Annotated in this window: 18 protein-coding genes and 1 other RNA gene; 5 read left to right on the top strand and 14 right to left on the bottom strand. The window is 60.7% G+C overall.

What is annotated here, in order from left to right; all coding sequences use genetic code 11:
• Window positions 1–3: 3 nt before the first annotated feature.
• From mraY to rsmI, 9 genes are all read right to left on the bottom strand, one after another.
• Window positions 4–1,086 carry a phospho-N-acetylmuramoyl-pentapeptide-transferase gene (mraY, locus tag HU725_RS04310; protein WP_186477485.1) on the bottom strand — a complete coding sequence of 361 codons (1,083 nt, stop codon included), beginning with the start codon at window positions 1,084–1,086 and terminating at the stop codon, window positions 4–6.
• On the bottom strand, window positions 1,086–2,453 hold the full coding sequence (locus HU725_RS04305) for a UDP-N-acetylmuramoyl-tripeptide--D-alanyl-D-alanine ligase (RefSeq protein WP_186477484.1): 1,368 nt from the start codon (window positions 2,451–2,453) through the stop codon (window positions 1,086–1,088). The genes mraY and HU725_RS04305 overlap by 1 nt, the downstream gene beginning before the upstream one ends.
• A complete protein-coding gene (locus HU725_RS04300) occupies window positions 2,446–3,936 on the bottom strand; it encodes a UDP-N-acetylmuramoyl-L-alanyl-D-glutamate--2,6-diaminopimelate ligase (protein WP_186477483.1) in 1,491 nt (496 codons plus the stop codon). The genes HU725_RS04305 and HU725_RS04300 overlap by 8 nt, the downstream gene beginning before the upstream one ends.
• On the bottom strand, window positions 3,933–5,666 hold the full coding sequence (locus HU725_RS04295) for a peptidoglycan D,D-transpeptidase FtsI family protein (RefSeq protein ID WP_186477632.1): 1,734 nt from the start codon (window positions 5,664–5,666) through the stop codon (window positions 3,933–3,935). The genes HU725_RS04300 and HU725_RS04295 overlap by 4 nt, the downstream gene beginning before the upstream one ends.
• Window positions 5,666–5,959, bottom strand: coding sequence for a cell division protein FtsL (ftsL, locus tag HU725_RS04290; protein ID WP_060479591.1), 294 nt, complete (start codon window positions 5,957–5,959; stop codon window positions 5,666–5,668). The genes HU725_RS04295 and ftsL overlap by 1 nt, the downstream gene beginning before the upstream one ends.
• Window positions 5,956–6,903, bottom strand: a complete 948-nt coding sequence (rsmH, locus tag HU725_RS04285; RefSeq protein WP_437180310.1) for a 16S rRNA (cytosine(1402)-N(4))-methyltransferase RsmH — start codon at window positions 6,901–6,903, stop codon at window positions 5,956–5,958. The genes ftsL and rsmH overlap by 4 nt, the downstream gene beginning before the upstream one ends.
• Window positions 6,900–7,355: a division/cell wall cluster transcriptional repressor MraZ gene (mraZ, locus tag HU725_RS04280; RefSeq protein WP_011535546.1), complete on the bottom strand. Its 456-nt coding sequence runs from the start codon at window positions 7,353–7,355 to the stop codon at window positions 6,900–6,902. The genes rsmH and mraZ overlap by 4 nt, the downstream gene beginning before the upstream one ends.
• 309 nt (window positions 7,356–7,664) lie before the next feature.
• Window positions 7,665–8,025: RNase P RNA component class A (gene rnpB / locus HU725_RS04275), an RNA gene on the bottom strand.
• A gap of 67 nt (window positions 8,026–8,092) precedes the next feature.
• Window positions 8,093–8,968: a 16S rRNA (cytidine(1402)-2'-O)-methyltransferase gene (rsmI, locus tag HU725_RS04270; protein WP_186477482.1), complete on the bottom strand. Its 876-nt coding sequence runs from the start codon at window positions 8,966–8,968 to the stop codon at window positions 8,093–8,095.
• A gap of 188 nt (window positions 8,969–9,156) precedes the next feature.
• Between rsmI and HU725_RS04265 the strand changes: the two genes are divergently transcribed.
• The 5 genes from HU725_RS04265 to HU725_RS04245 all read left to right on the top strand — a co-directional run bounded on the left by HU725_RS04265 (window position 9,157) and on the right by HU725_RS04245 (window position 12,957).
• Window positions 9,157–10,974, top strand: coding sequence for a penicillin-binding protein activator (locus HU725_RS04265; protein ID WP_186477481.1), 1,818 nt, complete (start codon window positions 9,157–9,159; stop codon window positions 10,972–10,974).
• Window positions 10,974–11,345 (top strand): YraN family protein, encoded by a 372-nt coding sequence (locus tag HU725_RS04260; RefSeq protein WP_186477480.1) that lies wholly within the window; start codon window positions 10,974–10,976, stop codon window positions 11,343–11,345. Before HU725_RS04265 ends, HU725_RS04260 begins: the two co-directional genes overlap by 1 nt.
• Window positions 11,346–11,430: 85 nt before the next feature.
• Window positions 11,431–12,024, top strand: coding sequence for a phosphoheptose isomerase (locus HU725_RS04255; protein WP_060479586.1), 594 nt, complete (start codon window positions 11,431–11,433; stop codon window positions 12,022–12,024).
• Window positions 12,021–12,599, top strand: coding sequence for a BON domain-containing protein (locus HU725_RS04250; protein ID WP_060479585.1), 579 nt, complete (start codon window positions 12,021–12,023; stop codon window positions 12,597–12,599). Before HU725_RS04255 ends, HU725_RS04250 begins: the two co-directional genes overlap by 4 nt.
• A gap of 139 nt (window positions 12,600–12,738) precedes the next feature.
• On the top strand, window positions 12,739–12,957 hold the full coding sequence (locus HU725_RS04245) for a YgdI/YgdR family lipoprotein (RefSeq protein ID WP_060479584.1): 219 nt from the start codon (window positions 12,739–12,741) through the stop codon (window positions 12,955–12,957).
• A gap of 48 nt (window positions 12,958–13,005) precedes the next feature.
• Here HU725_RS04245 and HU725_RS04240 read toward each other — a convergent pair whose 3' ends face one another.
• The 5 genes from HU725_RS04240 to petA form a co-directional block, all read right to left on the bottom strand.
• A complete protein-coding gene (locus tag HU725_RS04240) occupies window positions 13,006–13,437 on the bottom strand; it encodes a ClpXP protease specificity-enhancing factor (RefSeq protein ID WP_060479583.1) in 432 nt (143 codons plus the stop codon).
• Between the two features lie 10 nt (window positions 13,438–13,447).
• Entirely contained in the window at window positions 13,448–14,071 is a 624-nt protein-coding gene (locus tag HU725_RS04235) for a glutathione S-transferase N-terminal domain-containing protein (protein ID WP_186477479.1), read from the bottom strand.
• 117 nt (window positions 14,072–14,188) lie between these two features.
• Window positions 14,189–14,968: a cytochrome c1 gene (locus tag HU725_RS04230; protein ID WP_186477478.1), complete on the bottom strand. Its 780-nt coding sequence runs from the start codon at window positions 14,966–14,968 to the stop codon at window positions 14,189–14,191.
• Window positions 14,968–16,179, bottom strand: coding sequence for a cytochrome b (locus tag HU725_RS04225; RefSeq protein WP_186477630.1), 1,212 nt, complete (start codon window positions 16,177–16,179; stop codon window positions 14,968–14,970). The genes HU725_RS04230 and HU725_RS04225 overlap by 1 nt, the downstream gene beginning before the upstream one ends.
• On the bottom strand, window positions 16,179–16,772 hold the full coding sequence (petA, locus tag HU725_RS04220; protein WP_186477477.1) for a ubiquinol-cytochrome c reductase iron-sulfur subunit: 594 nt from the start codon (window positions 16,770–16,772) through the stop codon (window positions 16,179–16,181). The genes HU725_RS04225 and petA overlap by 1 nt, the downstream gene beginning before the upstream one ends.
• Window positions 16,773–16,818: the final 46 nt, after the last annotated feature.

The raw sequence follows: 16,818 nt of genomic DNA, 5'->3' as shown, positions 1-16,818 counted from the left end.
TTTCTACCTCAGTTTCAGGGTGGCGAGGCCGATCAGAACCAGAATCACGGTGATGATCCAGAAACGGACGATCACGCGTGGCTCAGGCCAGCCCTTGAGTTCAAAGTGATGGTGAATCGGCGCCATGCGGAACACACGCTTGCCGGTGAGCTTGAACGAGGCAACCTGGATCACCACCGACAAGGTTTCCATCACGAAGATGCCGCCCATGATGAACAACACGATTTCCTGACGCACGATCACCGCGATGGTGCCCAAGGCTGCGCCCAGGGCCAGTGCGCCGACGTCGCCCATGAACACCTGAGCCGGGTAGGTGTTGAACCACAAAAAGCCAAGGCCAGCACCGATCAGCGCACCGCAGAACACGATCAGCTCGCCCGAACCTGGTACGTAAGGGATCAGCAGGTATTCGGCGAACTTCACGTTACCCGAGAGGTAGCAGAAGATGCCCAAGGCACCACCGACCATCACGGTCGGCATGATCGCCAGGCCATCCAGGCCATCGGTCAGGTTGACCGCGTTGCTGGAGCCGACGATGACGAAATAGGTCAGTACCACGAAGCCGACACCCAATGGGATGGTGACGTCTTTGAGAAACGGTACGATCAGCGTGGTTTCTACGCTGGTAGGCGCAGTCATGTACAGGAACAGCGCCGCGCCAAGACCGAACACCGATTGCCAGAAATACTTCCAGCGGCTCGGCAAGCCACGGGAGTTCTTTTCGATCACCTTACGGTAGTCGTCCACCCAGCCAATGGCACCGAACAGCAGGGTGACGATCAGCACGGTCCACACGTAGCGATTGGACAGGTCGGCCCACAACAGGGTGCTGACGCCGATTGCAGACAGAATCAAAGCGCCACCCATGGTCGGGGTGCCGGATTTGGACAGGTGCGATTGCGGGCCGTCGTTACGAACGGCCTGCCCGATCTGACGAATCTGCAGGGTACGAATCATCCACGGCCCTAGCCACAGCGCCAGCGACAACGCAGTCAGCACGCCAAGAATCCCGCGCAGGGACAGGTACTGAAAGACTGCGAAGCCCTTATAGAACTGTTGCAGATACTCGGCCAACAGCAGCAGCATTAATGTTTCTCCCCGCTGGCACCGCACAATGCCGCCACGACGTTTTCCATCGCAGCGCTGCGCGAGCCCTTGATCAAGATTGTGGTGTCGCTGGCAGTCTCTGCGCGAACGGCATCGATCAGTTCAGCTTGAGTAGCGAAATGACGGCCATCGGCGCCGAACGCCTTGACCGCATGAGCCATGTTGGAGCCCGTTGCATAAACGGCATCCACCTTACCGCGTGCATAGTCGCCCACCTGCCGGTGGCCTTCCTCCGCCCACTGACCCAATTCGCCGATATCCCCGAGCACCAGAACGGTGCGCCCGGAAAAGCTGGCGAGTATATCAATGGCCGCGCACATCGAGGTGGGATTTGCGTTGTAGCTGTCATCGATGACCCGCACCCCATTGGGCGCGATCTGCACCACGGTGCGGCCCTTGACCGGTTGCACGGCATTGAGCCCTGCAGCGATACCGCTCAGGCTCAGACCAACGGCGTGGGCAGCGGCGGCGGCGGCCAGCGCATTGCTGACGTTGTGAGTGCCCAGCAGGTTGAGTTGCACCGGCACGCTGCCTTCTGGGCCATGCAGGGTGAAAGACGGGCAACCACGGGCGTCGCAGCCGATTTCGCTGGCGTGGAAGTCGGCCTGTGGGTTATCCAGTGCGAAGGTGAAAATACGGTGATCGCCTGCACGCTTGCGCCAGATTTCGAACGCCTTGTCGGCCAGATTGAGGATGGCGGTGCCGCCCTCGCCCAGGCCTTCTAGAATCTCGCCTTTGGCTTCGACGATCTTTTCAGGGCCACCGAATTCGCCCACGTGGGCAGTGCCAGCATTATTGATGATCACCACATGCGGCTGGGTCAGGCCCACGGTGTAGCGGATTTCGCCGATGCGCGAAGCGCCCAGTTCGATCACCGCAGCGCTGTGTTCAGGCGCGATTTCCAACAGCGTCAAAGGGGCGCCTAGGTCGTTGTTAAGGTTGCCCCGGGTGGCGTGCACCAACCCGCGAGTGCGCAGAATGCTGGCGAGCATTTCCTTGACCGTGGTCTTGCCGCTGGAGCCCGTGATAGCAACGACCGGCTTGTCGAATGCCGCGCGGTTCAGGGCTGCAAGCTGGCCAAGTGCAACGCGGCAGTCGGCGACCAGCAGCTGAGGCAGCGCGACATCGACGATTTCGCGCTCGACCAAAGCCGCCACGGCGCCTTTGGCCGTTACGTCCGCCAGGTAGTCATGGCCATCGAAACGTGGCCCGGTCAGGGCGACGAAGAGCTGGCCAGGAGCAACGCTGCGGCTGTCGATGCTGACACCTGTAAAGGTCGCGTCGGCGCCTATCAAGCGTGCATTCAACGCACCGGTCAACTGGCTGAGGGTCATAGGCTTAAGCATGCGGAGCCTCCCAGGCTGCCAGTGCCTTGTCGGCTTCGATCAGGTCGGAGAACTCGTGGCGCTGGCCATGGATCTCCTGGTAATCCTCATGCCCTTTGCCGGCCAGGACGATCACGTCATCGGCCGCCGCAGTGGCAATCAAGTGAGCGATGGCATCGCCCCGACCCGCAACGAACTCGACGCTAGTTGGGGTGGTGAAACCGGGGCGAATATCGTCGAAGATGCGCAGCGGGTCTTCGGTACGCGGGTTGTCGTCGGTGACCACGACGCGGTCAGCCAGGCGCTCGGCCACCTCGGCCATCAATGGGCGCTTGCCGCGGTCACGGTCACCACCGCAGCCAAACAGGCACAGCAGTTTGCCGTGAGCATGTGGGCGCAAGGCTTCGAGGACCTTTTCCAGGGCGTCCGGGGTGTGCGCGTAATCGACCACCACCAGCGGCTTGTCGCCGCCTCCCAGTCGCTGCATTCGACCAACAGGGCCCTGCAGTTGTGGCGTGACCTTGAGAATCTCGTCCAGCGAGAAATCCAACGCCATCAGCGTGGCCACCGCCGCAAGCATGTTGCTGAGGTTAAAGCGACCCAGCAACTGGCTACGCAGCACCCGTTCCCCCTGTGCAGTGACGAGGACCGCGCGCACGCCATCATCATCGAACTGCGCCTGGCGGCAGAACAGCGAAGCGTCTGGATTTTCAAGGCTGTAGCTGAGCAGCCGGGTTTCGATATGTTCCACACTCGGGCGGCGGGCAAAGTCTTCAGCCAGGCGGCGGCCAAAATCGTCATCCAGATTCACGACCTGGCAACGCAGGCTTGGCCAGGCGAACAGCTTGGCTTTGGCGGCCTCGTAAGCCTGCATGCTGCCGTGGTAGTCCAGGTGGTCGCGGGACAGGTTGGTCATGACCGCGATGTCGAACTCCAACGCAGCGACCCGGCCTTGCTCCAGGGCATGGGAAGAAACCTCCATGGCCACGGCCTTGGCCCCGCCCTTCTTGAGGTCGTACAGCGTCGACTGTACGGCGATCGGGTCAGGCGTGGTCAGCCTGCCGCTTTGCAGCTCGCCATAAAAACCGGTTCCCAGCGTACCGATCAGGCCGCAGCGCTGGCCCAGGGCATCGAGCGCCTGAGCCACCAGCTGCGTGACACTGGTCTTGCCGTTGGTGCCGGTCACGCCTACCAGGTTCAGCTGGCGGCTCGGTTCGCCGTAAAAGCGCCCGGCAATCTGCGATAGCTGGCCGATCAGGCCCTTGACCGGAATCAACGGTACATCGGTGAGCGGCAGCACGTTGGCGCCCTGCTCCTCATAAGCGACAGCCGCGGCCCCACGCGACAGCGCGTCGGCAATGTGCTCACGGCCATCGACCTTGGCCCCTGGCACAGCCAGGAACAGATCACCCTGGCGCACCTGACGGCTGTCCAGGGTCAGCTCACGGATGAGCGGGTCACGGCTGGCGTGGGCGAACAGTTTGCTCAATGGCATCGTCATCATCCACGCCCTCCCTTGGCGGGTACTGCACTGGCCTGCTGCGGGTCGCTTGGCGGCGGCAGGTTATCTGGCGGCACGTTCATCAGGCGCAGGGTGCCCGACATGACCTTGCTGAAGACCGGAGCCGATACCAGACCGCCGAAGTAGCCGCCCTTGCCAGGCTCGTCGATGACCACGACGATGGCATAACGCGGGTCGCTCATCGGGCCGAAGCCTGCGAACAGCGAGCGGTAGGCGTTCTCGGTATAACCCTTGGAGCCAACGGTCGCTTTACGGGCCGTACCAGATTTGCCAGCCACGTGATAGAACGGCACTTGAGCGCGGAACACGCCGCGCGGCGCTTCGATCACCTGCTGCAGCATGCCCTGAATGGTTTTGGCGGTGTCCTTGGGTATGGCTTGCACCGCCTCTGGCGTTTTGTCCACCTTGAGAATCGACAGCGGCACCATCTTGCCGTCGTTGGCCAGCGCCGCGTAAGCGTGCACCAGCTGCAAGGCAGTGACCGAGACACCATAGCCATAGGACAGAGTCGCGGTCTCGGCCTTGCGCCACTCACGGTGGTTAGGCAGGTTACCCACACGCTCGCCTGGGAAGCCGAGGCCGGTGTATTGGCCCAGACCGACCTGGGACATCACTCGATAAATGGCTTCACCGCCGATATCGAATGCGATCTTGCTCATGCCGACGTTGGAGGAGTTGATCAGAATGCCAGTCAGGTCGAGGATCGGGCCCTCGCTTCTGGAAACGTCCTTGATGGTGTAACGGCCAATCTGCAAGCTGCCCGGATAGACCTCGACCTTGTCGGTCGGCTTCCAGCGGCCGCTTTCAAGCGCAGCACTCATCGAGATCGGTTTGACCGTAGAGCCCGGCTCGAACACGTCGATGATCGCGCGATTGCGCATGGCTGCCGGGAACATGCTGCGACGGTTGTTGGGGTTGTAGGTGGGCTGGTTGACCATGGCCAGCACTTCGCCGGTCTTGACGTCCATGATCACCAGGCTGCCGGCCTTGGCGTCCTGTTCGGCGATGGCATTGCGCAGTTCGCGGGTGGCCAGATACTGCAGGCGCAGGTCGATCGACAATGCCAGGGTCTTACCGGCCTTGGCGTTCTTGGTGACCTGGATATCCTTGATCAAACGGCCGCGACGGTCCTTGATCACCTGCCGCTTGCCAGGTACGCCGGCCAGCCATTCGTCATAGGCCAGTTCCACGCCTTCGCGGCCGTGGTCGTCGAGGTCGGTGAAGCCGACCATGTGCGCGGTCACGTCACCGGCAGGATAGAAGCGGCGGAACTCTTCCAGCCCGTAGACACCCGGCACTTTAAGGTCGAGCACGTGCTGGCCCTGCTCAGGGGTCAGGCCCCGGACCAGGTAGATGAATTCCTTGTTGGCCTGCTGGGTCAGGCGCTCGTCCAGTTGCTTGGCGCTCTGCCCCAGCGCTGCAGCCAGCTGCGGCCAGCGGTCCTTGGATGCCTGCATCTCCTTGGGGTTGGCCCATAGGGTTGTCACCGGGGTACTGACAGCCAGCGGCTCGCCGTTGCGGTCGGTGATCAGGCCACGATGCGCAGGGATAGGGATGTGTCGCAGGCTGCGCGCATCGCCCTGCCCCTTGAGGAAGTCACGGTCCACTACCTGCAAGTCGATGATGCGCCAGCAGATCGCGCCAACCATCAGTGCCAGCAAACCCACCACTACCCGGAAGCGCCAAGGGTAGAGAGCGCCTTCGAGCTTCATCATGGCGATACCATCCGCACTTCGTCAGCGGCAGGCACGCGCATCTTCAACTGGTCGGACGCCAGGTTCTCGATACGGCTGGAAGCGGTCCAGGTGCTTTGCTCGAGGATCAACCGGCCCCACTCGGCCTGGGCTTTGTCCCGCTCGTTCAACTCGCCGTACAGGGTGTTGAGCAACTGACGATTCCAGTGGGCGCTGTAGGACACGGCAATCGCCGAAACCAGAACGCCGACAAACAACAGAAGCATCAGGAAGCTTCCGCCTGGCAAAGGCTTGTCATGGAGCCGGCTCACCGAAGTTTCTCCGCCACTCGCATCACGGCGCTGCGCGACCGCGGGTTGGCCTTGAGTTCGGCTTCGCTGGCAAATTGAGCCTTGCCGATCAGCTTGATCTTTGGCTCGAATGCCTTGTGCTGTACGGGCAGGTTGCGCGGCAAATTATCAGCTTCGCCCTTGACCAGCTTGCGCATGAACAGTTTGACGATGCGGTCTTCCAGAGAGTGGAAGCTGATGACCGCCAGGCGGCCGCCCACTTCCAAGGCATCGAGCGCAGCGTCCAGGCCAGCTTCCAGATCACCCAATTCGTTGTTGACGTGGATGCGCAGCCCTTGGAAGGCACGGGTTGCCGGGTTCTTGCCCTTTTCCCAGGCAGGGTTGGCGACCTTTAGCACTTCAGCCAAGTCAGCGGTGCGAGTGAAAGGCTGCTTCTCGCGACGCTCGACCACAGCGCGCGCCATGCGCCCGGCAAAGCGCTCTTCGCCGTATTCTTTGAACACACGGGCGATTTCTTCGGCAGACGCAGTGGCAATGAACTCAGCAGCACTGATGCCTTGGCCAGGGTTCATGCGCATGTCCAACGGGCCATCATTAAGGAAGCTGAAGCCGCGCTCGGGGTCATCCAACTGAGGCGATGAAACGCCCAGGTCCAGCAGGATGCCACTGACTTTGCCCGCGAGGCCGCGCTCGGCCACTTCCGCGCCCAGCTCTGCAAAACTGCGCTGCACAATGACAAAGCGGCCGTCTTCGGCCGCCAGCGCTTGCCCAGTGGCAATCGCTTGAGGATCTTTGTCGAAGCCCAGCAGCCGCCCTTGCGGCCCAAGCTTACTGAGGATCAGGCGGCTATGACCGCCGCGCCCGAAGGTGCCGTCGAGATAGCAACCGTCGGCGCGCAGGGCCAATGCCTCGACAGCTTCATCGAGCAGGACGGTGATGTGGTTGAAGCCGCTATCTATGGTCACAGGATCAGGTCACGCAAATCGTCGGGCATGGCGCCCGGTTGTTGGATAGCTGCAAGATCGGCTGCCGAAACCGCGTTCCAGGCATCCTCATCCCACAGCTGGAATTTGTTCAGTTGCCCTACCAGCATCGCCTTCTTGTCCAGCTTGGCGTACTCACGCAGGCGGGGCGGCACCAGAAAGCGGCCACTGCCATCGAGCTCCAGATCAACCGCATTGCCGATCAGCAAGCGCTGCAGGCGGCGGTTTTCCTCACGTAACGATGGCAAGGCGCGCAACTTGGCTTCTATCTGCTCCCACTCATCGAGGGGATAAACACATAAGCAGGGGTCGACTGCGTCGATGGTTACGATCAGCTGACCATTGCACCGCGAATCGAGCTCGTCACGATACCGGCTCGGCATGGCGAGACGGCCCTTGGCATCGAGACTAACGGCGTTGGCTCCGCGAAACACGGTAGCGATCCCCCACAATGTTATCTTTTTTGGGTGGGAAAACCCACTTCATCCCACTTTCTGCCACTTGCGCACACTATAGGAATCCGCCCGCTGCACCGTCAAGGCACGTTCATAAGGAAAACCCTTACAGGACCGAGATTTAGCGCAACAAAGCAACCAGGAAGGACTGCCAGGAAGAAAAAAACACGAGCAAAATCAAACCCACTCAAACGGATGCCGTTCGAAGTTAAAGTAATTTATTAAGAGTAAGATCTTTTTGGTATTACCCAGAGGGATCTGCTATCGATTCAAGCAGGAAGTGAAGAGGTGGAGAGTCGATCTGTAAGCCGGGTTTTGTCGAGGACAGTCATTCCTCTACGACGGCCATCACTGGACGCCTCTAGCAACCTACCCGGTTCCGACGCGGGCCACGCCTGATGGAACCCTATTTGGTCTTGCTCCGAGTGGGGTTTACCTAGCCACGGACTGTTGCCAGCCGCGCGGTGCGCTCTTACCGCACCTTTTCACCCTTACCGGCACCGAAGTGCTTAGGCGGTTGTTTTCTGTGGCACTTTCCGTAGGCTCGCGCCTCCCAGGCGTTACCTGGCACTCTGCCCTGTGGAGCCCGGACTTTCCTCCCCCGATCTTTTGCGGAACAAAAGACGGCAGCGACTGTCCAATCGACTCTCCGCCGACAAGGTTAACGGCACGCGCGCGCAAGAACAAGCAATACCGTGAACTATGTCATAAAGCCACTACTGGGTTTTCTGTTTATCGAGGGCGGCCTGATAAAGCAGATTCTTACGTACGCCGGTAATTTCTGCCGCCAATGCTGCGGCTCTTTTCAGCGGCAGTTCGGCCAGCAGCAAGTCCAGTACACGCTGCGCCTCAGCACTGATCGTCTGCTCCCCTTCAGGCGCCGTCCAGCCACCTACCAGCACAACGCACTCGCCCCGCTGCTGGTTGCTATCAGCGGCGACGAAAGCACGCAGGTCGGCCAGCGGCAGGCCTTTGAGGGTTTCGAAGGTTTTGGTCAGCTCGCGGGCCAGCAGCGCCGGACGATCACCACCGAACACCAACTCCATGTCTTCCAGGCACTCCAGGATGCGGTGCGGCGCCTCGTAGAAGATCAGGGTGCGCGGCTCCTCCCGTACTTGCTCCAGGCGCGCCCGGCGCCCAGCAGCTTTGGCCGGCAGAAAACCCTCGAAGATGAAACGATCCGACGGCAGGCCCGCAGCGGACAGCGCGGCAATCAGCGCGCACGCCCCAGGCACCGGCACTACGCTGACACCCGCCGCCCGCGCCTGACGCACCAAATGGTAGCCGGGGTCGGAAATCAACGGTGTTCCAGCATCGGACACCAGCGCCACATCTTCGCCTGCCAGCAACTTGGTGATGAAGCGACCGCCTTCATCGCGCTCGTTGTGCTCATGACAAGCCGCCAGGGGCGTATCGATACCGAAATGTTGCAGCAGACGAACCGAGTGGCGGGTGTCCTCGGCGGCGATCAGGGAGACATCGGCCAGCACCTTGAGCGCCCTTGCACTCATATCGTCCAGATTGCCGATAGGGGTCGCGACCACGTAAAGCGTCCCCACGGTGGATTTCGAAGTCCCGGCCACATCAGTCACTGCACACACCCTGCCTTTCGGATCAAAGGCGCCATTGTAGCCCGAGCACCAGCAACAGGGCGCAAAGAACTTCATCGGCAGCCGTCACCCTGGCGCCTATAGTGAAGGTTTCGCTAACGGCGGATCGCGCCCTGGCCACTGCTTGGGTACAATTGCCGGCCAACTTGATCGAGTAACAGGACCATTACATGATCGCTTGCCTGCGGCTGTTAACAGCCCTCTGCTTCGCTGCTCTGCTGGCAGCTTGTGCCAGTTCGCCCTCATCCAGCCTGGGCGAACTGCCACGCACCCCCGATGCCAGCATCGAGCAACTGCTCGAAAAGGCCGACAACAGCAAATCCGCCGAGGATGCGGCTCTGCTGCGCCTGAGCGCTGCCGACCTGGCCTACAAGCAGAAGGACTTCCCACGCGCCGCACGCATCCTCGAGCAGGTGCCGATGGACACGCTCAAGCCGGCACAGCAGATTTTCGCCGCCACCCTGGGCGCGGAACTGGCCATGAGCCGCAATCAGCCCAAGGCCGCCCTGGCCGCCTTGTCCCACCCAAGCTTGCAGCACATCGCAGAGCTGCCTGAGCAGCAGCAGGTGCGCACCTACAGCGTCCACGCCGCCGCCCTCGAGGCAGACGGCCAGTCCCTGGCAGCGGCTCAGCAACGGGTATTGCTCGGCGCACTGCTAAGCGCCGAAGCCGCCAGCGCCAACAACGATGCGATCTGGGCCCTGGTCGCCTCGTTACCAGCCGAACAGCTGCAGCAACCTGCCAACAACGCCGTACTGGCCGGCTGGACCAGTCTCGCGCTGGCCGTCAAAAGCGCGGGCACCCTAGAGCAGCAACAGGCTGCCATCGATGCCTGGCGCCAGCAGCACCCTGATCACCCAGCCGCCAAGCAGCTACCCACGGCGCTGACCAAACTCAAAGAGCTGGCTAGCCAGCCACTGACCAAAATCGCCCTGCTCCTGCCTCAGGAAGGCCCGTTGGCGGGCGTTGCCCGTGCCTTGCGTGACGGCTTCATGGCCGCCCACTTCCAGGCTCAGCAGGCCGGCGGGCAAGCGCCGGCGGTTCAGGTCTATGACAGCTCGCGTATTGGCTCGCTGGACGCCTTCTATCGCCAGGCCCAGGCGGACGGCGTACAGTTGGTTGTCGGCCCGCTGGAAAAGCCGTTGGTCAAGCAACTTGCCGGCAACCCTCAGCTGCCAATCACCACCCTGGCCCTGAACTACGCCGACGCAGGCCAAAAGGCGCCGCCGCAACTATTCCAATTCGGTCTGGCTGCCGAAGACGAAGCGCGCGAAGTGTCACGCCGCGCCCGTGCCGATGGCTTGGTCCGAGCCGCAGCCCTGGTGCCGAGCGGTGAGTGGGGCGACCGAGTGCTGGCCGCTTTCCGTCAGGACTGGGAAGGCAATGGCGGTACCATCGTCGCTGCTGAACGTATCGCGCAACCAGTAGCCCTGGCCCAGCAGATCGCCAACCTGTTCCAACTGCGCCAGAGTGAAGGCCGCGCCCAGAGCCTGCAAAGTACGGTTGGTGGCAACATCGCCGCGCAGCCGTCGCGCCGCCAGGACATCGATTTCATCTTCCTCGCCTCTACTCCGCAGCAGGCGCAGCAAATCAAACCCACCCTGAACTTCCAGTACGCTGGCGACGTGCCGGTCTACGCCACCTCGAATCTGTACAGCGCCAGCGGTGACGTGAACCAGTACAACGACATGAACGGCATTCGCTTCTGCGAAACGCCGTGGCTGCTCGACACCAGCAACAGCCTGCGCCAGCAGGTAGTGCAGCAGTGGCCTCAAGCCGCAGGAAGCCTGGGCCGCCTGTACGCCATGGGCGTTGATGCCTACAGCCTGGCGCCTCGCCTGGGCCAGCTCAAGGCACTGCCGGACAACCGTGTACAAGGCCTGTCTGGCAGCCTCAGCATCAATGCAAACCAGCGCGTCGAGCGCCAACTGCCGTGGGCCGAGTTCTCCGGCGGCCAGGTCAAGCGCCTGCCGGACACCTCACGCTGATGCACCGTGCATCGCCCGGCAGCGCTGGCCAGGCAGCAGAAGCCCAGGCCCTTGAACACCTTCAAGGGCAAGGCTTGAAACTGCTGGCGCGCAATTGGCGGTGCAAAGGCGGCGAGCTTGATCTGGTCATGCTCGATGCCGATACAGTAGTATTCGTCGAAGTCCGCTATCGGCTACATGCGGGCTTCGGTGGCGCCCTCGGCAGCATTGACGGGCGCAAGCAGAAACGGCTGGTGCTCGCCGCCACTTCGTTCCTGCAGAAGGAGCCCCGCTGGGCCGATCACCCCTGCCGCTTCGACGTTGTCGCCCTGCAGGGCAGCCAGCATGCCGGCAGGCCGCTTCAATGGCTGAAAAACGCCTTCGAATGCTGAACCCACTTTGTTTTCTTGCTCTACGTTTCGCGGGCTGGCCCTTGTTGCGCGTCGCAAAGGCCACCGCCCCACTTAAGGTCACCAGATGGACATGCAATCCCGAATTCGCCGGCTGTTTCAGGCCAGCATCGACACCAAGCAACAGGCAATGGACATCCTGGCACCGCACATCGAGCAGGCAAGCCTGGTCATGGTCAATGCGCTGCTCAACGAGGGCAAGATGCTCGCCTGCGGCAACGGCGGCTCGGCCGGCGACGCCCAGCATTTTTCTTCGGAACTGCTCAACCGCTTCGAGCGCGAGCGCCCGAGCCTGCCGGCCATCGCTCTGACCACCGACAGTTCGACGCTCACCTCGATCGCCAACGACTACAGCTACAACGAAATCTTCTCCAAGCAGATACGCGCCCTTGGCCAGCCCGGGGATGTGCTGCTGGCGATTTCGACCAGCGGCAATTCTGCCAACGTGATTCAAGCGATCCAGGCCGCACATGATCGCGAAATGATTGTCGTAGCATTGACCGGGCGTGATGGCGGCGGCATGGCATCACTGCTGCTGCCAGAGGACGTGGAAATCCGCGTTCCGTCCAGCGTCACCGCACGTATCCAGGAAGTCCACCTGCTGGCGATCCATTGCCTGTGCGACCTGATCGACAGCCAACTGTTCGGGAGTGAAGAATGACCCCCATACGCCTCGGCCTGATGGCCCTGACCCTGTGCCTAAGCGTCACCGGCTGCAGCTCGGTGCTGACCTCTACTCGCAATTCGCCCATTGAGGACGATCGTGGCACGCGCACCATCGGCAGCAAGATCGACGACTCGCTGATCGAAACCAAGGCTTCGGTGAACATTGCCAAGGCCAGCCCTGACCTGGACAAGGGCTCGCACATCGTTGTCAGCAGCTACAACGGGGTTGTTCTGCTTGCCGGGCAGACTCCACGCGCCGACCTCAAGAGCCTGGCCGAACAAACCGCCAGCCAGGTTCAGCGAGTCAAACGGGTACACAACGAGCTGCAAGTCATGCAGCCCTCCTCCATCCTGGCGCGCAACAACGACGCCTGGCTGACCACCAAGATCAAGGCCCAGATGCTCACTGACAATGCCGTACCCAGCTCGCGGATCAAAGTGATCACCGAGAATGGCATCGTCTACTTGCTTGGCCTGGTGACCCAGCAGGAGGCCAACTCCGCCACGGCCGTGGTGCAGGGCGTTTCGGGCGTGCAGAAGATCGTCAAACTCTTCGAGTACATCGACTGACCATCGGCTCGTCTTGAACCGGAATCTTTCTCAGAAAACCCCGCCCTGCGTTTGGCATGCACAAACGCAGGGGGCGGGCTCAACGGCAACGGGCCCGCAGCAGCAACCTGAATACACCTAGGTCCAAAGGAAATACGCAATGAACAAGCTTCTGCTGCCCGCTCTTCTGCTCGGCAGCCTCGCCACCCTCGCCGGCTGCTCGACCCCAAGCGTGATCACTTTGAACGACGGCCGTGAGATCCAAGCCGTTGACACGCCACAATTCGAGAAAGACACTGGCTTCTACGAATTCAAGCAGCTTGACGGTAAGCGTACCCGCATCAACCGCGATCAGGTGCGCACCATCAGCGACCTTTGAACCCGACGCAGCGATAAAAAAGGCGACCCACACGGGTCGCCTTTTTTGTTACTTGACCACCTTCAGGCTGGGGCGCCCGCTTGGACGCGGTGGCTGGCCACCACCCTCCGGCGGGCCATCGTCGTCAGGCTCGACGCTATCATCTGCCTGCTCATCGTCATCCATCAATGGCGGCTCCAGTTCGAATACCATGCCTTGGCCGTTCTCCCGGGCGTAGATACCCAGAATGGCACCGGCCGGTACGAACAAGGAATGGGATACGCCACTGAAACGCCCTTCGAAGCTCACGGCGTCGTTATCCATGTGCAGGTTACGCACTGCACTGGGCGAGATGTTCAGCACGATCTGGCCATCACTGGCGAAGCCCTGCGGCACTTGGACAGCCGGAAACTCGGCATTGACCAGCATATGAGGGGTGCAATCGTTGTCGACGATCCACTCGTACAGGGCTCTAACCAGATAGGGGCGACTGGAGTTCATCAACGGCTCCTTAAAGCTTGCGCATTTCACGTTCAACGGAAGACAGGCTCGCCACGAAAGGCTCGCGGGCGAATTGTCGCTCCATGTAATCCAGCAGCGGCTTTGCTTGCCGCGGCAACTCGATGCCCATCACCGGCAAACGCCATAGTATGGGCAGTAGACAACAGTCAACCAGGCTTTGCTCCTCGCTCATGAAACAGGCGAACTCGGCGAACAACGGCGAGACACCGGTCAGGCTTTCGCGCAACGCCTTGCGCGCATCGGTGCGGGCTGGCGCAGCGCTACGCGGGTCGAGAATGGTATCAGCCAAGGCACACCAATCCCGCTGTATGCGATGCATCAACAGCCGGCTATTACCCCGCGCTACCGGGTAGACGGGCATCAATGGCGGATGTGGATAACGCTCCTCGAGGTATTCCATCACCACGGTTGGCTCATACAGAGCAAGGTCACGATCGACCAAGGTCGGCAAACTGCCGTAAGGATTCACTTCTGCCAGCTTGGGCGGCAGCCGCGCAGGGTCGACATCGATGACCTGCACGGTGACACCCTTCTCGGCGAGCACCAGACGCACGCGATGAGAATAATGGTCAGCAGGATCGGAATAGCAGGCTAACCGGTTGGTTGCGCCCATGTAGCGCCTCCTCGCAGGGGATGCTTGTAACACTCTAAATGAAAACGCGCCCCTGGAACCCTGGCAGAATTGCCAGGGCTCGAGGGGCGCGTTCAACTACCAGAAATTACTGCGTGATCAATGCACGTCCTTCCAATATTCGCGCTTGAGCAAATAGGCGAATACGAAGAAGAAAGCCAGGTACAGCAACACATAGGTACCGATGCGCTGGCTTTCCAGTTTGACCGGGTTGGCCGAATAGGCCAGGAAGGTCACCAGGTTCTTGACCTTCTCGTCGAACTGCTCGGTGCTCAGGGTACCGGAATTCGGCGTAATGGTCAGCTGGTCACAGGCTTCGTGGGTCAATGGGCTGCCGGTCAATGGGTCATATTGCTTCTTGCCATCGGCCACCATCTGCACCTGCTTGCAGCCAACTACCTGATTACCCTGCAGGCCAACCAATACATTAGGCATGCCCACGTTCGGGAATACCTTGTTGTTTACGCCATATGGACGCGATGGATCTTCATAGAAGCTGCGAAGGTAGGTGTACAGCCAGTCAGTACCGCGTACCCGCGCGACCAATGTCAAATCAGGCGGGGCAGCACCGAACCAGGTCTTGGCATCGTTGGGCTGCATCCCGATCTGCATGTGGTCACCGATTTTGGCCCCCGTGAACACCAGCTTTTCGAGCATCAGTTCATGGGGAATGCCCAAGTCATCGGCCACTCGCTCGTAACGCTGGAACTTGGCGCTGTGGCAGCCCATGCAATAGTTGGCGAAGGTCCGAGCACCGTCTTGCATGGCTGCCTTGTCGGCCAGGTCGATGTCGACCTTGTCCAGCTCAAGGCCGGTCTCTGCAGCGAAGGAAAAGGCAGGCATCACTGCCAGCAACAGTACTGCAATCAACTTTTTCATCAGCCAGTCACCCTTTCCGGAACCGGTTTGGTCTTCTCAAGCCTTGTGTAGAACGGCATCAACAGGAAGTAGGCGAAGTACAGCACCGTACACACCTGCGACAGTAAGGTGCGTCCAGGGGTAGGCGCCTGGACGCCGAGAATGCCGAGGATGACGAAGGAAACGCAGAACACCAGCAGGAAGACCTTGCTGATCCAACCTTTGTAGCGCATTGAACGCACCGGGCTGCGGTCGAGCCAGGGCAGCACGAACAGCACGGCGATCGCGGCACCCATTGCGATTACACCCATCAGCTTGTCAGGCACCGCTCGCAGGATTGCGTAGAACGGAGTGAAGTACCACACGGGCGCAATATGCTCCGGGGTCTTGAACGCGTTTGCTTGCTCGAAGTTCGGTTTTTCCAGGAAGTACCCACCCATTTCCGGGAAGAAGAACACCACGGCGCAGAACACGAACAAGAACACCACCACCCCGACGATATCCTTGACGGTGTAGTAAGGGTGGAAAGGAATGCCATCGAGCGGGATGCCGTTCTCATCCTTTTTCTTTTTGATATCCACCCCATCAGGGTTGTTCGAGCCCACCTCGTGGAGCGCCAGGATGTGCAGTACGACCAGGCCGAGGATGACGATTGGCAACGCCACCACATGCAGCGCGAAGAAGCGGTTCAGAGTGATCCCAGAGATCAGATAATCGCCGCGGATCCATTGCGTCAGGTCACCACCGATCACCGGGATGGCACCGAACAATGAAATGATCACTTGCGCGCCCCAGTACGACATCTGGCCCCAAGGCAGTAGGTAGCCCATGAAGGCTTCGGCCATCAGTGCCAGGTAGATCAGCATACCGAACAGCCAAACCAGCTCACGGGGCTTCTGATAAGAGCCGTAGAGCAGGCCGCGGAACATGTGCAGGTACACCACGATGAAGAACGCCGAAGCACCGGTGGAGTGCATGTAGCGTAAAATCCAGCCGTATTCGACATCACGCATGATGTACTCGACCGAGGCGAAGGCCTCTTCGGCCGAGGGCGTGAAACTCATGGTCAGCCAAACGCCCGTAACGATCTGGTTGACCAGCACCAGTAGGGCCAGGGAGCCGAAGAAGTACAAGAAGTTGAAGTTCTTGGGCGCGTAATACTTGCTCAGGTGGTCTTCCCACATCTTGGTGGCGGGGAAGCGAGCGTCAATCCAGTCCATGAATTTGCTCATCATGCTTTCTCCTGGTCGACGCCGATGACGACTATGTCGTCGGACTCATAGGAATGCGGCGGCACTGGCAGGTTCAAAGGTGCAGGCTGCGATTTGTAGACACGGCCCGCCAGGTCGTAGTGGGAGCCGTGGCAGGGGCAGAAATAGCCGCCAACCCACTTGGGGCCGAGGTCTGCGGGCGCCACTTCTGGGCGGAAGGTCGGGGAGCAACCCAGGTGAGTGCAAAGGCCGACGAGAATGAGAATTTCCGGCTTGATAGAGCGTACTTCGGGGTCGACATAGGTCGGCTGCACCGAGTTCTTGGATTCAGGGTCGGACAGGTCACCTTCGATCTTTTTCAGGTTGCCAAGGATCTCTGGCGTTCGCCGTACAATGAACACCGGCTGGCCACGCCACTCGGCAACCATCTGCTGCCCTGGCTCAACCTTGGCGATATTGACCTTCACCGGTGCGCCGGCAGCCTTTGCCTTGGCACTGGGAAACCATGACCCCACGAACGGTACCGCAGCCCCCACTGCCCCCGCTGCCCCGACCACGGATGTCGCGGCTACGAGGAAGCGGCGCCGGCCTGCGTTGACGCCGTCATTGCTCATTCAGTCCTCTCCCATCAGCTTGCTTGGCCAGTTGAATCTGACCTGT

The organism is Pseudomonas promysalinigenes (assembly GCF_014269025.2).
Lineage (GTDB): Bacteria > Pseudomonadota > Gammaproteobacteria > Pseudomonadales > Pseudomonadaceae > Aquipseudomonas > Aquipseudomonas promysalinigenes.
The sequence above is the reverse complement of the archived record's forward strand: the minus strand, read 5'-3'. Positions and strand labels throughout refer to the sequence as shown.